21 protein-coding genes are annotated in these 21,776 nt (G+C 41.9%); 6 read left to right on the forward strand and 15 right to left on the reverse strand.

From position 1 onward, the window contains the following. Positions 1-36: 36 nt before the first annotated feature. On the reverse strand, positions 37-657 hold the full coding sequence (gene rlmE, locus CYCPU_RS0107430; RefSeq protein ID WP_020162381.1) for a 23S rRNA (uridine(2552)-2'-O)-methyltransferase RlmE: 621 nt from the start codon (positions 655-657) through the stop codon (positions 37-39). 123 nt (positions 658-780) lie between these two features. On the opposite strand from rlmE, the gene yhbY reads away from it, so the two are divergent. Continuing rightward, entirely contained in the window at positions 781-1,068 is a 288-nt protein-coding gene (yhbY, locus tag CYCPU_RS0107435) for a ribosome assembly RNA-binding protein YhbY (RefSeq protein ID WP_015006259.1), read from the forward strand. Here the strand turns inward: yhbY and greA are convergent. The 8 genes from greA to grpE all read right to left on the reverse strand — a co-directional run bounded on the left by greA (position 1,059) and on the right by grpE (position 12,343). Next, the gene (gene greA / locus CYCPU_RS0107440) at positions 1,059-1,535 is read right to left on the reverse strand and encodes a transcription elongation factor GreA (protein ID WP_015006260.1); all 477 of its coding nucleotides are present in this window, start codon (positions 1,533-1,535) and stop codon (positions 1,059-1,061) included. The two genes, yhbY and greA, sit on opposite strands and share 10 nt — an antisense overlap. 23 nt (positions 1,536-1,558) lie before the next feature. Further along, entirely contained in the window at positions 1,559-4,774 is a 3,216-nt protein-coding gene (gene carB, locus CYCPU_RS0107445; protein ID WP_016390054.1) for a carbamoyl-phosphate synthase large subunit, read from the reverse strand. 80 nt (positions 4,775-4,854) lie between these two features. Next, positions 4,855-5,988, reverse strand: a complete 1,134-nt coding sequence (gene carA / locus CYCPU_RS0107450; RefSeq protein ID WP_020162382.1) for a glutamine-hydrolyzing carbamoyl-phosphate synthase small subunit — start codon at positions 5,986-5,988, stop codon at positions 4,855-4,857. A gap of 140 nt (positions 5,989-6,128) precedes the next feature. Further along, positions 6,129-7,418: an NAD(P)/FAD-dependent oxidoreductase gene (locus CYCPU_RS0107455; protein ID WP_015006263.1), complete on the reverse strand. Its 1,290-nt coding sequence runs from the start codon at positions 7,416-7,418 to the stop codon at positions 6,129-6,131. A 164-nt stretch (positions 7,419-7,582) separates the two neighbouring features. Continuing rightward, positions 7,583-8,389: a 4-hydroxy-tetrahydrodipicolinate reductase gene (gene dapB, locus CYCPU_RS0107460; protein WP_020162383.1), complete on the reverse strand. Its 807-nt coding sequence runs from the start codon at positions 8,387-8,389 to the stop codon at positions 7,583-7,585. Positions 8,390-8,467: 78 nt separating this feature from the next. After that, positions 8,468-9,598, reverse strand: a complete 1,131-nt coding sequence (gene dnaJ / locus CYCPU_RS0107465) for a molecular chaperone DnaJ (RefSeq protein ID WP_015006265.1) — start codon at positions 9,596-9,598, stop codon at positions 8,468-8,470. A gap of 103 nt (positions 9,599-9,701) precedes the next feature. Further along, positions 9,702-11,636: a molecular chaperone DnaK gene (gene dnaK, locus CYCPU_RS0107470; protein ID WP_015006266.1), complete on the reverse strand. Its 1,935-nt coding sequence runs from the start codon at positions 11,634-11,636 to the stop codon at positions 9,702-9,704. A gap of 68 nt (positions 11,637-11,704) precedes the next feature. Next, entirely contained in the window at positions 11,705-12,343 is a 639-nt protein-coding gene (gene grpE / locus CYCPU_RS0107475; RefSeq protein WP_015006267.1) for a nucleotide exchange factor GrpE, read from the reverse strand. Between the two features lie 423 nt (positions 12,344-12,766). Here grpE and CYCPU_RS0107480 point away from each other — a divergent pair, with 423 nt between their 5' ends. Together CYCPU_RS0107480 and recN are read left to right on the forward strand one after the other, a co-directional pair. After that, positions 12,767-13,651 (forward strand): NAD(+) kinase, encoded by an 885-nt coding sequence (locus CYCPU_RS0107480; RefSeq protein ID WP_015006269.1) that lies wholly within the window; start codon positions 12,767-12,769, stop codon positions 13,649-13,651. A 9-nt stretch (positions 13,652-13,660) separates the two neighbouring features. Further along, positions 13,661-15,331, forward strand: coding sequence for a DNA repair protein RecN (recN, locus tag CYCPU_RS0107485; protein WP_015006270.1), 1,671 nt, complete (start codon positions 13,661-13,663; stop codon positions 15,329-15,331). Here recN and fur read toward each other — a convergent pair. Then, a complete protein-coding gene (gene fur, locus CYCPU_RS0107490) occupies positions 15,324-15,734 on the reverse strand; it encodes a ferric iron uptake transcriptional regulator (RefSeq protein WP_015006271.1) in 411 nt (136 codons plus the stop codon). The two genes, recN and fur, sit on opposite strands and share 8 nt — an antisense overlap. A gap of 80 nt (positions 15,735-15,814) precedes the next feature. Between fur and CYCPU_RS0107495 the strand changes: the two genes are divergently transcribed. Genes CYCPU_RS0107495 through CYCPU_RS0107505 form a run of 3 tightly spaced genes read left to right on the forward strand, consistent with a single transcriptional unit; the run spans position 15,815 to position 17,187 of the window. Then, a complete protein-coding gene (locus tag CYCPU_RS0107495) occupies positions 15,815-16,309 on the forward strand; it encodes an outer membrane protein assembly factor BamE (RefSeq protein WP_016390050.1) in 495 nt (164 codons plus the stop codon). 1 nt (position 16,310) lies between these two features. Next, positions 16,311-16,739, forward strand: coding sequence for a PaaI family thioesterase (locus tag CYCPU_RS0107500; RefSeq protein WP_015006273.1), 429 nt, complete (start codon positions 16,311-16,313; stop codon positions 16,737-16,739). A 1-nt stretch (position 16,740) separates the two neighbouring features. Then, positions 16,741-17,187 (forward strand): PaaI family thioesterase, encoded by a 447-nt coding sequence (locus CYCPU_RS0107505; protein ID WP_015006274.1) that lies wholly within the window; start codon positions 16,741-16,743, stop codon positions 17,185-17,187. Between the two features lie 63 nt (positions 17,188-17,250). Here the strand turns inward: CYCPU_RS0107505 and CYCPU_RS0107510 are convergent, their stop codons facing one another. The 5 genes from CYCPU_RS0107510 to CYCPU_RS0107535 form a co-directional block, all read right to left on the reverse strand. Next, positions 17,251-18,504, reverse strand: coding sequence for an aromatic ring-hydroxylating dioxygenase subunit alpha (locus tag CYCPU_RS0107510; protein WP_016390049.1), 1,254 nt, complete (start codon positions 18,502-18,504; stop codon positions 17,251-17,253). A 15-nt stretch (positions 18,505-18,519) separates the two neighbouring features. After that, positions 18,520-19,005, reverse strand: coding sequence for an aromatic-ring-hydroxylating dioxygenase subunit beta (locus CYCPU_RS0107515; RefSeq protein ID WP_015006276.1), 486 nt, complete (start codon positions 19,003-19,005; stop codon positions 18,520-18,522). Between the two features lie 239 nt (positions 19,006-19,244). Then, positions 19,245-20,798 carry a 2-isopropylmalate synthase gene (locus CYCPU_RS0107520; RefSeq protein WP_016390048.1) on the reverse strand — a complete coding sequence of 518 codons (1,554 nt, stop codon included), beginning with the start codon at positions 20,796-20,798 and terminating at the stop codon, positions 19,245-19,247. A 244-nt stretch (positions 20,799-21,042) separates the two neighbouring features. Continuing rightward, positions 21,043-21,351, reverse strand: a complete 309-nt coding sequence (locus CYCPU_RS0107530; RefSeq protein WP_015006279.1) for an RnfH family protein — start codon at positions 21,349-21,351, stop codon at positions 21,043-21,045. Continuing rightward, entirely contained in the window at positions 21,344-21,775 is a 432-nt protein-coding gene (locus tag CYCPU_RS0107535) for a type II toxin-antitoxin system RatA family toxin (RefSeq protein WP_016390047.1), read from the reverse strand. Before CYCPU_RS0107535 ends, CYCPU_RS0107530 begins: the two co-directional genes overlap by 8 nt. Between the last annotated feature and the right edge of the window lies 1 nt (position 21,776).

A 21,776-nucleotide genomic window follows, 5' to 3' on the forward strand; every position in this document is an offset into this window, starting at 1 on the left:
TTTAAAATTCATTCAGTAATTTATGGGGTTAGATTACTACAATTTCAAGCCCTTTGCCAAAAGGTAAACCTCTCGACTACGTGCGCGTGAAGCTTTGGGTTTTCGAATCAGTACTGTCGAGAAAACTTTTTTAGCCTCTTGAAGATACTGGTCAAACCCTTCACCTTGAAACAGCTTTATCAAAAACGAGCCCCGGCTATTTAAACTGTTTTTTGCAAAATCTAATGCCAATTCTGCTAAATACATGGATTTTGGTTGATCAATCGCCTTACTACCACTCATATTAGGCGCGATATCAGACATCACTATATCGACTGCTTGATGACCGATTAAGTTTTGTAAGCGCTCAAAAACCTCGTCGTCACTAAAGTCACCTTTAATAAAGTCAACACCATCAATAGGATCAATATCTAATAAATCTAACGCGATGACTCGCCCATCGCCTGTGATTTTTTTTATGGCATATTCTGACCAGCCACCCGGCGCGGCACCTAAGTCCACCACAATTTGTCCAGGCCTCAATAACCGGTCTTTTTTGTCAATTTCTTCTAATTTAAATACGGCGCGCGAACGAAGCCCCATTTGTTGAGCTTTTTTTACATACTCATCGTTAAAATGCTCATCCAGCCACTTTTGTTTGTTTTTATGCTTGGTCATACCTTTGCATTATTATTTGTTTACCCACTGTTAACATAGGTACATCTACAAAACAGACGCACCTTCTTGTATCTTTTAAGTGTAGAATGCGCGACCTAACTTAACAGAATTTAATGAAACACTATGGCATTATCAAATCAGCAAAAAAAGAAACTAAAGGCACACGCACACTCTTTAAAGCCTGTTGTTCGTCTAGGTCAGTCTGGCCTAACCAGTAATGTATTAGACGAGATTGAGTCTGCGATCACGCACCACGAGCTGATTAAGGTAAAAGTGTCTGCTGATGATCGAGACGACAAAAAAGCGATCATTCAAGAGATTGCTGATAAAACCGCCTCAGAACTCATTCAAAGCATTGGTTTTATGGCTGTTTTTTACAGAGAAAACCAAGATAAAAAAGCTTATTCGTAACGAACATCCAAAATTTCAAACTCTGTGACTCCACCAGGCGCTCTTACCTCAGCAACATCCCCTTCTTCCTTTCCTATCAATGCTTTTGCAAAAGGGGATGCATAGGAAATTAAGTTTTTCTTTATATCTGCTTCATCTTCGCCAACAATCGTATAGACAACTAACTCTTCTGTCTCGATATTTTCTAGCTCAACGGTACAACCAAAAATAACTTTACCGTTAGCGTCCATGGTAGAAACGTCTATAATTTGTGCATTTCCTAATTTGCTTTCAATATCACGAACCCGTGCTTCTATTAAGCCCTGCTCTTCTCTGGCCGCATGATATTCAGCATTTTCTTTTAAATCACCGTGCGCGCGAGCATCAGCAATCGCTTCGGTCACTTTAGGACGCTTTACATTTTTTAGCTCGTCCAATTCTTTTTTAAGGCTTTCTGCGCCTTTTTTAGTTAATGGTACCTTACTCATAAATAATCCTTAATTTTTACAACTTAATGACGTGCTTGCAATGCGTGAAGCTCTCTGACTTCTTTCACAGTAATATCTGCCAATGCATCAATTGTCGCTTTAGCACCCGCCATAGTAGTGCAATATGTCACCTTATTTTGTAACGATTCACGACGGATTGAAAATGAATCAAGAATCGCTTGTTTACCTTCTGTGGTATTAACGATTAGCTGAATAGGTTCATTTTTAACCACATCTACAATATGAGGACGGCCTTCGTTAACCTTGTTGACTAGCTCACATTCAACCCCAGCTGCCTTTAAGGCATCTGCCGTCCCTTTTGTAGCCAGTATTTGCTTCCCGCGTGAAACCAATACTTTGGCTAAATTAATCATTTTATCTTTGTCAGCATCTCTAACGCTAAACAATACTTTATCTTTATTTGATAATTCAATACCAGCAGCACGCTGTGATTTACCGAATGCCTCTCCAAATGTATCCCCTACACCCATCACTTCACCTGTTGATTTCATCTCAGGGCCTAATAACGGATCTACATTAGGAAATTTAACAAATGGGAAAACCGACTCTTTAACCGAGAAATACTTAGGAATAATTTCTTGAGTGGTGCCCTGATCCGCTAATGACTGCCCTGCCATACAACGAGCTGCAATTTTCGCTAACGGGTACCCCGTCACTTTCGATACAAAAGGAACTGAGCGTGATGCACGGGGGTTTACTTCTAAGATATAAATATCATCCCCTTTAATAGCGAATTGAATATTCATCAAACCGACAACGCCTAATTCACGAGCAAGGTCTTTAGCCTGTACACGCATTCTATCTTGCACCTGCTGACTCAAATCAAATGGAGGTAATGAGCAGGCCGAATCGCCCGAGTGAACACCCGCCTGCTCGATATGTTCCATAATGCCGCCGATTAACAACTCCTTACCATCGAAAATAGCATCTACATCGACTTCAACAGCATCATCTAAGAAACGGTCCAATAACACCGGTGAATCATTTGAAACACTAACTGCTTCTCGCATATATGTACGAAGTTCTGCTTCGTTATAAACGATTTCCATCGCACGACCACCCAATACATATGATGGCCTTACAACTAGCGGATAACCAATTTCTTCTGCATGAAGTACGGCTTGTTCTGGATTTCGCGCGGTTCTATTAGGTGGCTGTAAAAGCCCTAGCTTTTCAACTAATTGTTGGAAACGCTCACGATCTTCTGCCAGATCAATAGCTTCCGGTGATGTTCCAATAATTGGGACGCCTGCAGCTTCTAAATCTTCCGCTAGTTTTAGCGGTGTTTGACCTCCGTATTGAACAATCACGCCCTTTGGCTTTTCAAGGTGCACGACTTCAAGCACATCTTCCAGTGTTAACGATTCAAAGTACAAACGGTCTGAGGTATCAAAATCAGTTGATACCGTTTCAGGGTTACAGTTAACCATAATGGTTTCATACCCGTCTTCACGCATTGCCAACGCTGCATGGACACAACAATAATCAAACTCGATTCCCTGTCCTATGCGGTTTGGGCCGCCACCCAATACCATAATCTTCTCACGGTCACTTGGCTGTGACTCACACTCTTGTTCATAAGTAGAATACATATAAGCTGTAGAAGACGAAAACTCACCTGCACAAGAATCAATCCGTTTATAAACAGGGCGAATATTCATCTCGTGTCGGGCTGCCCTTACGGCACTTTCTTTAGCGCCCAGTAAAGCAGCTAATCGCGCATCTGAGAAACCTTTTCGTTTCAATCGATACATTGTTAAATTATCAATTGAAGCAAGCTCACTGTTTGATAAAACAGCTTCTTCATTTAACAAATCTTCTATTTGAATCAAAAACCAGCGATCAATTTTTGTTTGCTCAAAAATACTTTCTAAACCAAAGCCTTTCCTAAACGCATCTGCCAAATACCAAATACGATCAGCACCTGGTTGTTGTATTTCACGCCTTAAAATAGCATCAACCCCTTCTTCGTTTAAATCAACGATTGGGTCTAATCCATTCTTACCTGTTTCAAGCCCGCGTAAGGCTTTTTGTAGTGACTCTTGAAACGTTCGCCCTACAGACATTACCTCACCGACAGATTTCATCTGCGTAGTAAGACGGTCATCTGCCATTGGAAATTTTTCAAAGGTAAAGCGAGGAATTTTCGTAACAACATAATCAATAGACGGCTCAAATGATGCGGGTGTTGCGCCCCCTGTTATTTCATTACTTAGTTCATCCAAGGTGTAACCGATCGCCAATTTTGCAGCCACTTTAGCAATAGGAAAACCCGTTGCTTTTGAGGCTAACGCTGATGAACGGGAAACTCGTGGGTTCATTTCAATCACAATCATCGCACCATTTTCTGGATTGATTGCAAATTGAACATTAGACCCGCCTGTATCCACACCAATTTCACGCAATACATCGATCGAAGCATTACGCATAATTTGATATTCTTTATCGGTTAATGTCTGGGCGGGGGCAACCGTAATAGAATCCCCTGTATGCACTCCCATTGGGTCAAAATTTTCAATGGAACAAATAATAATACAGTTATCTTTACGATCACGTACCACTTCCATCTCGTATTCTTTCCAACCTAAGACGGACTCTTCAATCAACAACTCATTAGTGGGTGATAGGTCCAAACCTCGCTCACATATCTCTACGAACTCTTCTCGGTTATATGAAATACCGCCACCACTACCACCCATTGTAAAAGATGGACGAATAATTGTTGGAAAACCGATATCATCCAAGGCTTCAAATGCTTGCTCCATATTATGTGCAACAAATGAACGTGGCGTCGACAAACCGATTTTAGTCATCGCTTTTTTAAACAGATCCCTATCTTCTGCTTTATCTATTGCTTCTTTTGACGCGCCAATCATTTCAACATTATGTTTTGCAAGCACGCCATGCCTATCCAAATCTAGCGCACAATTAAGTGCCGTCTGCCCACCCATCGTTGGTAACAGCACATCTGGCTTTTCTTTTTCAATAATTTTTTCAACCGTCTGCCAATCAACCGGCTCGATATAAATTGCATCGGCTGTTTCGGGGTCCGTCATGATTGTCGCTGGATTTGAATTAACCAAAATCACGCGATAACCTTCTTCTCTTAGCGCCTTACAAGCCTGCGTTCCTGAATAATCAAACTCACAAGCCTGACCAATAACAATAGGGCCTGCACCTAATAGTAAAACGGATTTTATGTCGGTTCTTTTTGGCATAATTCTCTTTATAAATTTTTATGGCTAATTGCCAGGTGTACACAAAAGGGTGTCAACGTTTTCATTGACCGCTCGCTTAATTAAGCTTTATATGAGTCCATCATTGTCGTAAACCGGTCAAACAGATACACAATATCTTGCGGACCAGGGCTCGCTTCTGGGTGCCCTTGGAATCCAAATGCGGGGCAATCCGTTCGCTCTATCCCTTGTAGGCTCTTATCAAATAATGAAGTATGCGTTGCCTTTAAATTAGCTGGCAAAGAATCCGCATTCACAGCAAAGCCATGGTTTTGACTAGTGATCATAACCCGTTGCGTTACTAAGTCCTGTACCGGATGGTTAGCGCCATGGTGACCAAATTTCATTTTTACTGTTGAGGCACCACTGGCTAACGCCAACAATTGATAGCCTAAACAGATACCAAATACGGGGACTTTCTCTTTTAAAATAGTTTTGATGGCCTCAATGGCATAATCACATGGCTCTGGATCGCCGGGGCCATTTGATAAAAACACACCATCTGGTGACATTGCTAACACCTCTGAAGCTGGCGTTTTCGCTGGTACAACACAGACTTCGCAGCCCGACTCCACCAACAACCTAAGAATATTTCGCTTAACGCCAAAGTCATACGCGACAACCTTGTAGTTTGCTTTCTTCGTTGCAGTCTTGCTTGTTTGCCCTAACTGCCAAACTGGGCTTGTCCAGTCATAAGGTTTTTTGCAGGACACCAGCTGCGCAAGATCAAGCCCTTTAAGTGGCGTCACCTCTTTTGCTGATGCTAAGGCATACGCCTCATCAACTTCCTCTCCGGCTATGATACAGCCTCGTTGCGCGCCTTTTTCACGTAGAATTCTTGTCAACCTACGCGTATCAATATCAGCAATTGCAACGATATTATTTCTAGCTAAATATGCAGATAAGGACTCTTCTGAACGCCAATTACTATGCAGTAACGGTAAATCCCTAATAACCAAACCCTGCACATGAACTGCGGCAGACTCTTCATCTTCAGCATTTGCGCCGACATTACCAATATGCGGGTACGTTAGCGTTACAATTTGATGTGAATAGGATGGGTCAGTGAGAATTTCTTGGTAACCCGTCATCGACGTATTAAAAACAACTTCGCCTGTTGTCAGGCCTTGAACGCCAATTGATTGGCCGTGAAACACACTACCGTCTTCGAGAACCAGTATCGCTTTGTCAGACAAATTACACCACCTTTAGATATACAAAACGGGAAGAACCTTTACTGGCACCACCCGTTTTGATTGTTAATATGTATGACCGCGAATTTTACTGGATTAAGTGCCTCATTGTCCATTCCAACACGAGCATATTTTTTAGCAAATTATTTTGCGACATCCAGCGATTTCGACAAATACGCATTCATTATTAGCGTGGGGTCTTCTTTTAACCTTTCTTTCCATTCCCCTAAAGGTATTTCCGATTGAATCAATCCTCGCATAACACCAATAAAATCCGTACGACCAACTGTGATAGCACCCACCAGCAAATCATCTTTAAAGTTTAAACGAATATATTTATAGTTATCTTTATCTAGCAAAACTGCACTGTCACCACCTTCTACTCCGCCCCAACTGCCAAATGAAGTTGATACTAAACCAGATGTATCAAGAACATTCATGCTTAAACTACCTTTATAGGTAGAGTTACCACCCATCATATTAACCGCAGCTATCCGCCCATGATCAACGGCTGTTGGCTGAATAGCGTGCACTGAATTTCCACCTGTTGAAAAGTCTGGCCCCTGAGCAACATCACCAGCAGCAAAAACATCTTCAACACTGGTATGCAGCCCCGCATCGACAAGAATACCGTTATCCGTTTCAATACCACTGCCTTCTAAAAACTCAATATTTGAATAAACCCCTGTTGCAACAATAATCAAATCGTATTCAGTTAAGCTGTCGTCATCACGCTTCAAAGCTGGGCCAGGCTCAATTGATTTAATACTACTGGGCAGGATCATCTCCACCCCTTTTGCTTCACACCAAGACTGAATCATTTTGCCTGCGGTTTCATCCATCATCCGGCTAACCATAAAGCCAGTACGCCCCAGCATAACAGTCAGATTAACGCCTTTTTTTAGCATTGCCTCAATAATAATAGAGGCAACAAAGCCAGCCCCTAATAAAGCTACTTTAGAGCCTGGTTTAATTGAATCAAGTATTCGTCGACCATCCGCTAATGTCCAACAATTCACCACACCATCTGTTTCCGATCCCGGGAAAGGGCAATTTGCAGGACGCGAACCAGTCGCAATCATCAACTTGTCATACTCAAAGACATCGCCACTATCAATAACAACCTGATGGCTTTTAGTCTCTACCTTTTCAACCCTTGCAATAACATGGTTAATATTCAGATCATCGAAATGGCCCGCTGTTTTTCTAAGGTGCGTGCCCGTATCTTGTATCATGCCACTTAAGTAATATGGCAACGCCATACGGGAATATGGTGACTCTTTTTCTTGACCAATCATCGTGATTGAACAATTTGCATCGGCTTTTCTCAGCGTCTCTGCTGCCCTCACAGAGGCTGGCCCAGCACCAATCAGAACGTACTTTTTAATATTCGATGAAGCCTGCGCCGGCTCAACTGTTTTAACTTGTGACATTACTTTTCTCTCCTATGTGTCGGCATCCGGCTTTATACTTTTAATTACCAGTTCCCAACAGTATTGATGTCCTGCTTTATTACTGATTCTTATAACAGTATTTACATAAACCCTTACGTTATCTTTAAATATTAACAGAAAACTATCAATACAAAAGACGGCATTTAATCTTTCAGACCTAGTACGTCTTGCATGTCATATAAGCCAGGAGGTTGATCGGCAAGCCAACAAGCCGCCCTGATTGCACCAGTAGCAAAAGTCATTCGACTTGTTGCTTTATGACTGATTTCAATGCGCTCACCTTCATCGGCAAACATAACAGTGTGCTCACCTACAATATCCCCACCTCTGATGGTAGAAAAACCAATGGTTCCCTCTTCACGCTCACCAGTAATACCTTCGCGCGCATAAACTGCACACTCATCTAATGCCTTACCCATTGCATTTGCAACCACTTCGCCCATTTTTAAAGCAGTCCCAGATGGCGCATCCACTTTATGCTTATGGTGTGCTTCAATCACCTCAATATCAACAGATTGGCCGATTGCTTTTGCCGCCAACTCTAAAAGTTTTAACGTTACATTGACACCAATACCCATATTAGGCGCAAACACAATTGGGATATTTTTTGACGCTGACACTATCTGCGCTTTATCCGCCTCGCTAAATCCGGTCGTGCCAATTACGATTGCTTTTTTCTGTGACTGACAAAAAGACACCTTATCCAAACAAGCCTCAGGCCGAGTAAAGTCAACTAAAACATCAAAGTTAGGCGCTTGGTTTGAGAAATCTGAAACAACGCGAACTTGCTGCTGGCTCAACCCTGCCATTTCACCTGCATCTTTACCGATTGCAGGAGAGCCATCACGCTCAATAGCGACACCAAGTGTTGCCAACTTATTTTGTTGGCACGCTTTAATTAAGTTAAGTCCCATTCGGCCACTTGCGCCAGATACCGCTATTTTTGTCATCTTTTCCCCTTATCAACATCACCTAGGCTATACACATCACTACAGCCTTTATTTTACTTTATAGAAACTCTAAACCTGTTAAGACTTCATTTTGTCAAAAAAACTTTTAACACCACCTAACCACGAATGCTCTTGTGGATTGTGCTTAGTGCCACCCGTTTTAAATGATGCTTCTAACTGTTCAACCAACGCCTTTTGTTCAGCTGTTAAACTAACTGGCGTTTCAACATTAACGCGACACATTAAGTCCCCGACAGGTCCTCCTCTTACAGGCTTAACACCTTTACCGCGCAACCTAAATAACTTACCTGTTTGCGTTTCGGGCGGAACTTTTAATTTAACTTTTCCAGACAAGGTAGGCACCTCAAGTTCGCCACCAAGTGTTGCTGTTGCAAAGCTAATGGGCATATCGCAATACAAGTTTGCACCATCACGTGTAAATATGGCATGTTCACGAACATTAACTTGAACATATAAATCACCAGCAGGCCCACCATGATCTCCTGCTTCTCCTTCACCACCCAAGCGGATACGATCGCCAGTATCAACACCGGCAGGAATTTTTACCGATAATGTTTTTTGCTCTTTAGTTTTCCCTGTACCCCGACATTTACCACAAGGGTCTGTAATTTGCGATCCTGACCCATGACAGGTTGGACAAGTTTGTTGAACAGAAAACATCCCTTGTTGCATACGCACTTGACCATGACCAGCGCATGATGAACAAACACCTGACTTACCACTTTTAGAACCGGTACCCTTACAAGTCGTACAACTAACAGAGGTAGGGATTTTTATTTTGGTTTCCATACCAAAAACAGCCTCTTCTAAAGACAAATCCAAGTTATAGCGTAAATCCGCACCACGAGTCACTTGGCTACGATGACCGCCTCCACCACCGCCAAATATATCGCCGAAAACGTCGCCAAATACATCACTAAATGAATCGCCACCAGAGTGTCCTCTGCCGCCACCCATAGAAGGATCCACGCCCGCATGACCGAATTGGTCATAAGCGGCGCGTTTTTGCTCATCACTTAAAATAGCGTATGCTTCTTGAATATCTTTAAATTTAGCCTCGGCATCTGGGTTATCAGTATTTCTATCCGGATGATACTTCATCGCCAAACGTCGATATGCTTTTTTTATTTCGCGCTCACTGGCATTTCGAGCAACGTCTAGTGTTTTGTAAAAATCTGCTTTTTCCATGACTCTCAAACCTTTAATACGTCAAAGCCACCGATAAATCGGCGGCCATGTCGTAGCCCAACACGGGCTATAGTTAAGTAACTTAAAACTAATGTTTTAAGGCTTATTTTTTATCGTCTTCTTTTACTTCTTCAAATTCAGCATCAACGACATCATCAGCATTTGCATCAGAGTCAGACTTTGCTTCAGCAGAAGCGCCTTCAGCCGCCCCTTCAGCGCCTGCATCAGCGTACATTTTTTCAGCTAACTTAGCAGACAATGTTGTTAAGGCTTCAGTTTTTTGCTCAATCGCTTCTTTGTCGTCACCTTTAATAGCTTCTTGAAGGTCCGCAATAGCCGCTTCAATATCTGCTTTTTCAGAGGCATCAACCTTATCACCCATTTCTTCAATGGATTGTTCAGTTGCGTGAATCATGCCATCCGCTTGGTTTCTAACAGTCACAAGCTCATGCAATTTTCTATCTTCTTCAGCATGCGCTTCAGCATCGTTAATCATTGCTTCGACTTCCTCATCAGATAAACCACTTGATGCTTTAATAACAACAGATTGTTCTTTACCTGTGGCCTTATCTTTAGCAGATACATTTAGAATACCGTTTGCATCAATATCAAAAGACACTTCAATTTGCGGCGTACCACGACGTGCAGGCGGTATATCTTGAAGGTCGAAACGGCCTAAAGATTTATTGCCTGATGACATTTCACGTTCACCCTGTAGAACATGAATAGTAACCGCTGTTTGGTTATCTTCTGCTGTTGAGAATGTTTGACTCGCCTTACTAGGAATAGTCGTGTTTTTCTCAATTAGCTTTGTCATTACACCACCCATTGTCTCAATACCCAATGAAAGTGGTGTTACATCTAATAAAAGCACATCTTTAACATCGCCAGCTAAAACACCTGCTTGAATTGCAGCGCCCACGGCAACGGCTTCATCTGGATTAACATCTTTACGTGGCTCTTTACCAAAGAATTCAGCAACAACTTCTTGAACTTTTGGCATACGTGTTTGACCACCAACCAAAATCACGTCATCAATCTCAGAAGCTGATAAACCAGCATCTTTAACAGCTGTTGCACAAGGTGCGACCGTACGTTGAACTAGATCATTAACAAGAGACTCAAGTTTTGCACGTGTCAATTTAACATTCAAATGTTTAGGCCCTGACGCATCTGCCGTAATGTAAGGCAAGTTAACATCTGTTTGTTGATTAGATGATAGCTCGATTTTTGCTTTTTCAGCGGCTTCTTTTAAACGTTGAAGTGCTAATGGGTCGTTGTGTAAATCTACGCTGTTTTCTTTTTTAAACTCATCTGCAAGGAAGTCGATAATACGTAAATCGAAATCTTCACCACCTAAGAATGTATCACCATTGGTTGATAACACTTCAAATTGGTGCTCGCCATCAATTTCAGCAATTTCAATAATTGAAACGTCGAAGGTACCTCCACCCAAGTCATAAACAGCAACCGTACGATCACCACTTTTCTTATCCATGCCATAAGCTAACGCAGCCGCTGTTGGCTCGTTAATAATACGTTTAACGTCTAAACCGGCAATCTTGCCTGCATCTTTCGTTGCTTGACGTTGCGAATCGTTAAAGTAAGCAGGCACAGTAATAACGGCTTCTGTTACCTCTTCACCCAAATATGCTTCAGCATCTTTTTTAAGCTTCATTAAAATACGCGCAGCTATTTCAGGCGGCGCCATTTTTTTACCCTGCGCTTCAATCCAAGCATCGCCATTATCGGCAGCTAGAATTTTATAAGGCACCATGCTGACGTCTTTTTGCACAACATCATCTGTAAATTTACGACCAATTAAGCGCTTGGTAGCAAATACCGTGTTTGATGGGTTTGTTACCGCTTGACGTTTTGCAGACTGCCCTACAAGCACATCACTTTCTGCTGTAAACGCTACAATTGAAGGCGTTGTTCTTGCACCTTCACTATTTTCAAGTACTTTCGCGCTGTCGCCATCTAATACGGCAACACACGAGTTCGTTGTTCCTAAATCAATACCAATAATTTTAGCCATTTAAATATCTCCGAAATTTAATTTATTCTATTCTGTTAGTTACGATATAAGGGCGTGAAATTTAATTTTCAAGCCTGCTCATCAATTTTCTTTGTCTCTGTAGGTGCTTGAGGTTGCGACACAATAACCATTGCAGGACGTAATAAACGCTCATTGAGCGTATAACCTTTTTGAAAGACTTGTATCACCGTATTAGGCTCATGATCAGGGCTTGGAACCATAGAGATAGCCTGATGTAAGTCCGGGTTAAAACTTTCACCTTCTGGGTTAATTTGTTTAACGCCGGACTTTTCAAGCGAAGCTAGCAATTGCTTGTGTGTCAACTCCATCCCTTCTTTTATGGCTACAACATCACCTTCTGCTGCATCCACTGATGCCAGCCCCATCTCTAAACTATCGACTACTGGCAACATCTCTTTAGCAAACTTCTCAACAGAAAAACGGTGCGCCTTTTCAATATCTTTTTGTGTTCGACGGCGAATATTTTCCACCTCTGCCTTTGCCAGCAACAATTTTTCCCAGTTTTCATCAGCACGAGTGGTCGCCGCATCTAGCGCCGCCTGCAAATCAACCTCTTCTGAGGCAGCAGTTTCCCCTTCCGCCTCATCTTTCAATGCATCCTCTACTATTTCACCAACAATACTTTCTTCCGTTTCAACCGCTGGTTGTTCAATATTCTCTTGATCTGTCTGTTCTTCAGACCCCATAGCCTTTCCTCTTTTTTACACTTAAATTTGATTGATAGCGACTTACCATTAAGGCAAGCGCATAAACTGTTTTAGTTAAATGGTGATGGTTTTCTAAATTTCAAGGTTCCAACCAAAACTTTTACAGCAAAACCAAACAATAAGCTCAATTTGCCATACAGTTCACCGATTACTCCACCCTTCGGCACTATGTATGATAAACCAAACAGTCGAGTGGCATTCAGCAACGCATACCTTATCAATAAAGCTATAGAAATGATCTCCAGCAATTAAAATTAGATATCTAACACACGCTTAGCACGCGTAAAATTCAAATTGATCCTTAAAATGCCGACACTCAGTAAATAAGCCGTCATTTAGATTTAGATTCTGGTGTAAATCGCTACATTTCGTGTAAACTTTTACCTTCAACTGAGGAGTAAAATGAATACAAAATTTAAACGAATTGGGCTGATTTCCAAGCCTAATGCCACGGATATATCTGCAACAGTTCAAGCATTATATACGCTGTTAATTGACGCCAATATTAACATCGTTGTTGATGAAGAAACGGCTCACCATATCTCATTGCCCTCTGAGCACATCATGAGCATCAGTGAATTAGCCGACCAATGTGATCTCATCATGTCTATTGGCGGTGACGGGACACTCTTATCAGCTGCTCGCGCCTTGGTTGACAAAAAGGTTCCTCTCGTCGGTATAAACTTAGGTCGCATTGGTTTTTTGGTTGATATATCACCAGAAGAGATGAATGTTCAAATAAGGCAAATCCTCGAAGGCCATTACCATGAGGAAGAACGTATTATCCTCAACACTCAAATCATCCGTAACAATACGCTTATTCACGAACAGTCAGCGTTCAATGAAGTCGCCATTCACCGATTAAAATCCCCTGGTTTAATCGACATTGAAACCTATGTTAATCAACGTTTTGTGAATGCTCAGCGCTCTGATGGATTAATCATAGCAACCCCAACTGGCTCAACAGCTTATGCACTATCCGGTGGTGGGCCGCTAATGCACCCCTCGCTGGATGCCATTGTGCTGGTTCCTATTAACCCACACACCTTGAGCAACCGCCCACTGGTGGTAGATGGAAAAAGCGAAATTGGTATTCGCTTTAGCCAACGAGATAAGCACGAGGCGCAACTAACATGCGATAACGTCATTCTTCCAAGTATCCTTGAAGATGACCTTATAAACATCAGTCGCCATGAAAATAAAATTCATTTGTTACACCCAACGAATCATGACTTTTTCAATATTCTGCGCGTAAAACTTGACTGGAGCAAAGCTCCTCAAACATAAAATTTAGGTATGCTTAAATCCATCGACATAAAAGGCTTAGCTGTTGTTGATCAATTAAACCTCGAGCTTGAGCAAGGGATGACCGTGCTAACCGGTGAAACAGGTGCGGGTAAATCCATTTTACTGACAGCAATGAAACTGTGCCTAGGCGAACGAGCAGATGCTTCGTTATTGAGACCTGGGGCTAATAAGGCGGATCTTAGCTTAGAGTTTGACATTACCGATCTACCGGCCTCCCAGCAATGGCTTATAGACAACGACCTTGATGATCAAGGAGATTGCTTCATTCGAAGAACCATCAATGCTGACGGCCGTTCAAAAGCTTATATCAACGGTCAAGTCGTTAATTTAAAAGCCCTACAACAACTTTCTAAACACCTTATTAACATCCACGGCCAGCATGCACACCTAGATTTATTACACCCCGGCAAGCAATGTGAATTAGTCGATTCATCCTTACCCTCTCAGGCCTTGCTTCTTGAATGTCGCAAACAATACTCACATTGGAAACGATTAACCGAAGAGCTTCACCACCTAACCGATGGCAATGAAGACAATGAGAGTGAAAAACAACTACTTAAATATCAAATCAATGAATTAGAGCAAGCAAATATTATCCATATTGACTACGATGAGTTGGTGCAAGAACACGCGTTAGCATCCAATATGCGTAAAATCATTGAGACCTCAGCACACCAAATAGACATATTGTATGAAAACGAAAACGCTTCTATATATAGTCAAATTAATAATGTCTCGCATGAATTAGAGTTACTGGCTGACTTAGCGCCTGAATTTACAAGCGTGGGCGAACAAATCAAAGAAGCCAGCATTCAAATTCAAGAAGCCAGTCGTGATTTGAGGCATCAAATTGATCAACAAGAAGATGACCCAGAAAAACTCAGCTTGCTCGACCAGCAATTAAGCAGCATTCATGAATTAGCTCGAAAACTGCATGTTGAGCCCTCGCAACTTTCCGACAAATATAATCAGCTCACTGCACGACTTGACTTGCTTGAAAACCGTAACGAGAAATTAAGCGCGCTTCAACTAGACATCGCTGAGGCAGAAACACTTTACCGCAAGCAGGCCGAGCTTCTCCATAATGAGCGCAAGCAACATGCTTTAAAGTTAAGCCGTAACATTACCAACACTTTAAAAACACTTGGACTTCCGGATGGAAAACTAAACATAAGCGTTAACCATTTGGCGAAGCAGCCGCCACAAAAAAATGGTCTAGATGATGTCGTCTTCCTTATATCAACAAACCCAGGCATGCCAGATTCGCCGATTGGAAAAGTGGCATCAGGGGGCGAGCTTTCTCGTATTAGCCTAGCCATACAAGTGGTCACTAGCCGCCGCAATACGACACCTACCTTGGTGTTTGATGAAGTTGATGCAGGTATTGGTGGTGGTGTTGCTGAAACAGTTGGAATACGCCTACGCGAGTTAGCTTGCGACCGTCAGGTCCTATGTGTCACCCACCTGCCACAAGTCGCCTCTCAAGGGCATCAGCATTTATTAGTCAGCAAGCAAAAAAACCAACAACAAACCACAACGAAAATTGATAGCTTAAATCAAACACAGAGAATTAATGAAGTAGCCCGTATGTTAGGTGGTATTGATTTATCAGATAAAACCATCGCCCACGCAAAAGAAATGGTGGAAAAGGCTATTTAGCGCATGATGGGCAGACCCCATAGATATATAAACTATGGTCTGTTATTTTGTAGCCTTTTTCTTTAGCGATCACTTTTTGACGCTGCTCAATCATCTCGTCGTAGAACTCATCAACCCGGCCACATTTCACACATAAAATATGGTCATGGTGCTCATCTTGGCATAATTCAAAAACTGAGTTACCACCCTCAAAATGATGACGATTGACTAAACCCGCCGTTTCAAATTGCGTTAACACACGATACACCGTAGCCAACCCAATTTCTTCACCATCGTCTAAAAGAGCCCTATACATGTCCTCAGCTGACAGATGTTTATTCTCAGTACTTTCCAACATATCAAGAATTTTTAACCGAGGTAAAGTAACCTTTAAACCAGCAGCCCTTATATCTTTTGACTCCATTTCGACCTCTAATTTGGGGTGGATATAAAAGTGAGATGATGTATCATCTCACCATTGCAATCATACACAGAAGATCTTAAATGCGAAAGCGTCTCATTCTAATAATGATATTCATTTCAAGCTCAACCTTGGTGGCTTGTTCAACGACAGAAACCCTAAACGACAAGATGCTTGACGTTGCTGACACCCTACCCGGTGTTTATAAAATTGATGTCCATCAAGGAAATGTGGTGACTCAAAAAATGATTGACCAACTCCGTCCGGGCATGGATAAGCGGCAGGTAAAATTCATCTTGGGCACCCCTTTATTGGTGGATCCATTCCATCAGGAGCGTTGGGACTATTTCTACGATATAAGAAAGGCAGGCAAACCACATAAAAGAGAACGGATTACCGTTATTTTTAATGAAGGCAGTCTTGCTAGCCTAAAAGGTAATTTCAAACCTAGCAATGAGTTTAAGCCGATGACCATCGATACCAAGGTGATTGATGTCCCCAAACGAGAAAAAAAGGAAGTCGGTATTATGGAAAAAATACTTAAATTCATCGGCATCGAACCAGAAGCAAAACCCTAGCATGAGCATCCAATCTTATTTAAAAACAATTAACCAAACCCCTCACGCTAAAAAATTAAACATTACCTTGGTGAGCCATGGTGAAACATCCACCACATTAAAGCTTCCTTTTAGCAAACAGATTATTGGCGATTGTGTTAACAACTACATTCATAGTGGCGCTGTTTCCACTGCTATTGATACAGCCTGTGGCGCTGCTATTTTACAGGCACAAAACAATTTACGTGCTATGGCAACACTGGATCTAAGAATAGACCATATTCGCCCCGCTGCCTCCGGTGCCGATATAAACGTATATGCCGATTGCTACCATTTAACTCACACCATTGCTTTTGTTCGCGCCAGCGCCTATACCGATGATATAAATAGCCCTATTGCAACCGCCGTCGGTAGCTTTATGCGTTCTAACAAACAATTCCCAGTACAATAAAATGTCCTTAGTAGAAAAAATAAATGACATCAAACTGCGTCATGATTATGAGGCCATTGTAGAACTTATTCCGTATGCCAAAACAATCGGTGTAGAAACCAGCATGGTTGGCGAAAGCATCGTATCCAGCTTGCGCTTTATGGAAAGCAATATTGGCAACCCTGCGGTCCCTGCTTTGCATGGCGGCGTTATTGCTGGGTTTATGGAAAATTCCGCCCTGTTACATTTAATCTGGGAAATAGAACTCGTTAACATCCCTAAAATTATTGATGTCTCTATAGATTATTTACGCCCTGGGCAAACCACTACCACCTACTCAAAGTGCGATATTGTTCGCTTAGGAAGTCGTGTTGCTTTATGTAATATTATTGCTTGGCAAGAAGATATCAATAAGCCTATTGCGCAAGCGCGCGGACACTTTTTACTGTCAGAAAATAGACCTCTTTAATGCTATAAAAAAGCCTTGCTATCTATAGCAAGGCTTTACAGGTATCGATTTACTGTTTAACGCCTATACATCCATCATTTTCCTATACCCTTTCCACAAAGATCGTATCGCTCCCTCTGTCACAAAGTGATCATCTGTACCCGTTCCAACGCCACCCATTTCAAGTACATTAGTATAGTTTCCATCTCGCACAATAGCTTTTTGACACAACTCTGTTGATTCCCCATCTTCCATTGATATAAGCCCAGCAGGCCCGACAAGATTCAATTGTTTTAAGCGGAAGTTACGCATTTCTTCGGTATCATCGGCATAACCAAAAAACGTCCAAACTAGCTCAAACTCATTTTCATTCTTTGGCAGAATCTGCCGGAAAGCTAGTGTGTTTTGAATTTGGTGTACCACCAACGATGGAAAAAGCGAAAAAATGACGGTCGTGGTGTCATCATCAAATTCTTTCGACCCGGCTAACAAAGACGGGTCAGCTAACTGGTAAGTACCTTCTTGATAGGTTCTTGTGTTATCACTCTTAACATCAGATAACTTACTTTCATCTTCTTTACTATTTTCCACCCACAACACGGAGTGCACATCATTATTTACGATAGTACCACCACCTAATGAAGCACGATAAATACCAAACGTTGGGTGAAATAAATGTAACAGACTCGCATGATAAGGGTCTTTAGTATTTTCTGAATAAAACTTCCAATTACCAGCTATGTATTGACGAGTATGGCCGATCACTTCAATGGGCCCTTTTAAGATGCGCTTGAAATGATACGCTACATCTTCGCCCATATAAGTTTCAATATCAGGCGTTTCATCACTAAAGGTGCCAAAAATAACGCCCAGGTGATTAACAACACGAACTTTACGTAAGCTGTGTTGATCCTTAGCAAAGTCTTTTGGCATCCCTCCCTTGCCGCCAAGGCCACGTTGAAAAGGGACTCCACGCAAATCACCTTTAGCATCAAATGCCCACTGATGGTAGACACATGTGTAAGCACCATCTTCTGATTTGCCATGGCGCTCTCGGCAAATTTCCGCACCTCGGTGAGCACAGCGGTTCACCCAAGCGTAAATTTCATTATCTTGACCACGGGTAACAACCACCGGAGTGTCACCAATATAAGTAGACTTAAAACTGCCTTTTTCAGGCAACTCTGCTTCTGTCGATAAATAATTCCATGTCGGGCCGTTATGTATCTTTTTTTGCTCAAGATCGTAAACTTCACGACTATTAAATATTGAGTAAGGAACCGCCGTATGGTCTGTGCCAGCTGGCCATTTTAAATGTGGGGGAGTTATTGCATTCATCATCTTTCTCCTGACTTAAATAGGGATAACCATCAAGGTGGTAATTCTATGCGTGTCATAAATGACCACACGTTCTTTAAATTTAAGAACGCCATTTTCGCGAACAAGGAGATCAACATAGCGACCTACGTTATAAACGGTACTTTCACCATCATTACAGGTTTTAAAAACTGCGTAATTAGACTGCACCTTAATAGTGTCACCATCTTCTGTACTGATAACAGGGTTACTTGTGATATGGCGATACCATTGAACTTGATAAATATTAGCGTGCCTTAACGCCGTAATTCTATCTTGCAACATACCTTGGCTATCACACCACATAATAGCTGTCGGCATACCTATTTCATGGTTTTCTCTTGGAATAACCTTATACAAGCAATTTTCAGTAAAAAAATCTGGCCAACGTTCTAAATCATCATCATCGATACATTGAACGTAAGCATCAAGCAATTGACTGACTTCATGTTTTAATTCTGGCTCAATACTAGTACTTCTCATACCTTCTCCTCAATCTATTGGGTGCGCTAAAAACACCGGCGCGGATGAGTATCGCATTGAGCCTTAAATGAAAAAATGATCGAGATCAGAAAGGACGTATTACCTTTAATATCTTAAAATAAAAAAAGGCGCTCTGTTTAAATAACAGAACGCCTTTCGCGTGTGTTGCAGCGTTGCCAGCACATTAAAATATTAGTACTACTCTGCAAGCAAAGCCTCTAGTTTATTGGGCAGTCGATTCAAACCCCTTCATAGGCTTGAGGGTGAATCCGCACACTATCACCAAACAATCGATTGAGCGCATTGATATAGGCTTTTGCTGAGGCAATCACAATATCTGTATCCGAACCGTGGCCATTCACAATACGCCCTGCTTTTTCTAGCCTAACGGCAACTTCGCCTTGAGAGTCCGTCCCTTCAGTAACATTACTGACAGAATAAAGCTGAAGCGTAGCACCACTTTCCACGATTTTCTCAATGGCCTTAAATGTAGCATCAACAAGCCCACCACCTTGAGAGGTTTCTGTTTGCTCAACCTCATCTACCATTAACGTAATACAAGACTCAGGCATTTCCCCCGTTTCCGAACACGCTTTAACGGACACTAACTTAATCGCTTCACTAAAAGCTTCTTCCATTTTGAAGTCCGACACTAGGGCTTGAATATCTTCATCAAAAATTTCAGATTTTTTATCGGCTAAATCTTTAAAGCGACGAAAAGCATTATTTAACTCTTCTTGGCTATCCACCATTATGTTTAGCTTTTCTAAACGATCCTTAAATGCACTCCGCCCAGATAATTTCCCTAATACTAATTTATTAGAATTAAGACCAACATCTTCAGCCAACATAATTTCGTATGTTTCGCGCGATTTCAACACCCCATCTTGATGAATACCCGACTCATGGGCAAACGCATTAGCACCCACAATCGCTTTATTCGGCTGCACAGGAAAACCGGTTATACCCGACACCAACCGAGAGCAGGTCATAATCTGAGTTGTATCCAAGCCAACATCACAGGGAAATAAATCCTGCCGTGTTCGAACCGCCATCACAACCTCTTCAAGTGCTGCGTTTCCTGCACGTTCACCTAAACCATTGATTGAACACTCAACTTGGCGCGCACCATTCATAACACCGGCTAACGAGTTCGCCACTGCCAAGCCTAAGTCATTATGGCAATGTGTTGAAAAGATGGCCTTATCTGAATTGGGTACATTTTCAATTAACTGTCGAATCGTGTTGCCGTATTGGTCTGGCAAGTTATAACCCACAGTATCTGGAATGTTAATGGTTGTCGCACCCGCGTCAATAACCGCCTCAATAATCCGACACAAGAAATCAAGGTCTGAACGCCCCGCGTCTTCAGGCGAAAACTCAACGTTATCTGTGAAGTTTCTTGCCAATTTCACCGCATCAACAGCCTGTTCAAAAACCTGATCGGGGGTTAATAGCAACTTCTCTCTCATATGAAGTGGCGAGGTCGCAATAAAGGTATGGATCCGCGATGCATTTGCATCTTTAAGTGCTTCACCAGCACGTTCTATATCTGCTTTGTTTGCCCGCGCCAAACCACAAACCACACTGTCTTTAACGGTTCTTGCAATTCCTTGAACAGCGGCAAAATCGCCTTCACTTGAAATAGGAAAACCTGCCTCAATAATGTCAACCTTCATTTTCTCTAATGCTTTAGCGATACGAAGCTTCTCTTCTGCAGTCATTGCTGCACCGGGGCTTTGCTCACCATCACGTAAGGTTGTATCAAAAATTATTAACTTCTCTTTACTCATTTCTAAACTCCAAATGTCATCTTAATGACAAATTTTTACTTATACAATTAGCTAATTGCGTTTCACCTCGCCAGGTATATTCATTAGCCGCGTTGCGGCAGTCGAGCTAGGCTGAGAAGAAAAGACTTTGCAATGACAAAAAGGCGCACAGACACTTCACCAAAAGCGGCATTTAATGTTTTATTATTATCTGTGACTATCATAGTGACTAATATAATCCATTTCCTTGGTATTTCAAGGCAAATCATTCATTCGCTGAACGCGCACCTTTTTTGGTAACTTTTCCGGCTTCAGCACGTTGGCGTCTAACTTCTTTAGGGTCCGCAATTAATGGACGATAAATTTCAACGCGGTCTCCCACTCTCAATAGCGTATCTAGTTTACAAGGCTTACTGAAAACTCCCACCGCATTGTTGTCCAAATTAATATCCGGAAAATGTTTCAAAATCCCAGAGGCGTCTATCGCTTTTTGAACAGTCAACCCATCATGAAAAGGGACAACTAAAATTAATTGTTTTTCTGGCGTTGCGTAAGCCACCTCTACATTACCCATAAACCTCATCTGCCCTTTTGATAAAACAATCCATTAGTGAACCACATATTTGACTAAATATGGCACTAAAAACAAAATTACTAACGGAACTTTTAAACTCAAAGTCCACTTCCATTGTTATTTTACAAGCATCTTCACGAAGGTGCTTAAAACGCCATTCACCAGTCATAGACTTAAAAGGCCCTTCTAACAACTCAAGTTTAATGCTTTCACCTGCCGCTAATTGATTTTTCGTACTAAAGACTTTGTGCAACACCTTCCAAGCCACTTCAAGTTCCGCCGTCATACTGTCTTGCGTTTCAGACAGCACTTTACTACTTTTACACCATTTCAAAAACAATGGATACGATGCCACATCATTGACAAGGTCAAACATGTCTGCAGCTGAATGCCGCACTAAAGCACTGCGTTCTACTTTATGCATC

It is taken from the genome of Cycloclasticus pugetii PS-1 (assembly GCF_000384415.1).
Taxonomy (GTDB): domain Bacteria; phylum Pseudomonadota; class Gammaproteobacteria; order Methylococcales; family Cycloclasticaceae; genus Cycloclasticus; species Cycloclasticus pugetii.

Bases quoted from the DNA above. Each gene is read 5' to 3' on its own strand.
- CYCPU_RS0107520 (WP_016390048.1), bottom strand. From the start codon at position 20,798: ATGAGTAAAGAGAAGTTAATAATTTTTGATACAACCTTACGTGATGGT.
- greA (WP_015006260.1), bottom strand. From the start codon at position 1,535: ATGAGTAAGGTACCATTAACTAAAAAAGGCGCAGAAAGCCTTAAAAAA.
- CYCPU_RS0107505 (WP_015006274.1), top strand. From the start codon at position 16,741: ATGTCCTTAGTAGAAAAAATAAATGACATCAAACTGCGTCATGATTAT.
- grpE (WP_015006267.1), bottom strand. From the start codon at position 12,343: ATGGGGTCTGAAGAACAGACAGATCAAGAGAATATTGAACAACCAGCG.
- CYCPU_RS0107515 (WP_015006276.1), bottom strand. From the start codon at position 19,005: ATGAGAAGTACTAGTATTGAGCCAGAATTAAAACATGAAGTCAGTCAA.
- rlmE (WP_020162381.1), bottom strand. From the start codon at position 657: ATGACCAAGCATAAAAACAAACAAAAGTGGCTGGATGAGCATTTTAAC.
- CYCPU_RS0107495 (WP_016390050.1), top strand. From the start codon at position 15,815: ATGCGAAAGCGTCTCATTCTAATAATGATATTCATTTCAAGCTCAACC.
- CYCPU_RS0107455 (WP_015006263.1), bottom strand. From the start codon at position 7,418: ATGTCACAAGTTAAAACAGTTGAGCCGGCGCAGGCTTCATCGAATATT.
- CYCPU_RS0107530 (WP_015006279.1), bottom strand. From the start codon at position 21,351: ATGGGTAATGTAGAGGTGGCTTACGCAACGCCAGAAAAACAATTAATT.
- carB (WP_016390054.1), bottom strand. From the start codon at position 4,774: ATGCCAAAAAGAACCGACATAAAATCCGTTTTACTATTAGGTGCAGGC.
- CYCPU_RS0107510 (WP_016390049.1), bottom strand. From the start codon at position 18,504: ATGAATGCAATAACTCCCCCACATTTAAAATGGCCAGCTGGCACAGAC.
- CYCPU_RS0107535 (WP_016390047.1), bottom strand. From the start codon at position 21,775: ATGCATAAAGTAGAACGCAGTGCTTTAGTGCGGCATTCAGCTGCAGAC.
- dnaK (WP_015006266.1), bottom strand. From the start codon at position 11,636: ATGGCTAAAATTATTGGTATTGATTTAGGAACAACGAACTCGTGTGTT.
- dnaJ (WP_015006265.1), bottom strand. From the start codon at position 9,598: ATGGAAAAAGCAGATTTTTACAAAACACTAGACGTTGCTCGAAATGCC.
- CYCPU_RS0107480 (WP_015006269.1), top strand. From the start codon at position 12,767: ATGAATACAAAATTTAAACGAATTGGGCTGATTTCCAAGCCTAATGCC.
- recN (WP_015006270.1), top strand. From the start codon at position 13,661: ATGCTTAAATCCATCGACATAAAAGGCTTAGCTGTTGTTGATCAATTA.
- CYCPU_RS0107500 (WP_015006273.1), top strand. From the start codon at position 16,311: ATGAGCATCCAATCTTATTTAAAAACAATTAACCAAACCCCTCACGCT.
- dapB (WP_020162383.1), bottom strand. From the start codon at position 8,389: ATGACAAAAATAGCGGTATCTGGCGCAAGTGGCCGAATGGGACTTAAC.
- fur (WP_015006271.1), bottom strand. From the start codon at position 15,734: ATGGAGTCAAAAGATATAAGGGCTGCTGGTTTAAAGGTTACTTTACCT.
- yhbY (WP_015006259.1), top strand. From the start codon at position 781: ATGGCATTATCAAATCAGCAAAAAAAGAAACTAAAGGCACACGCACAC.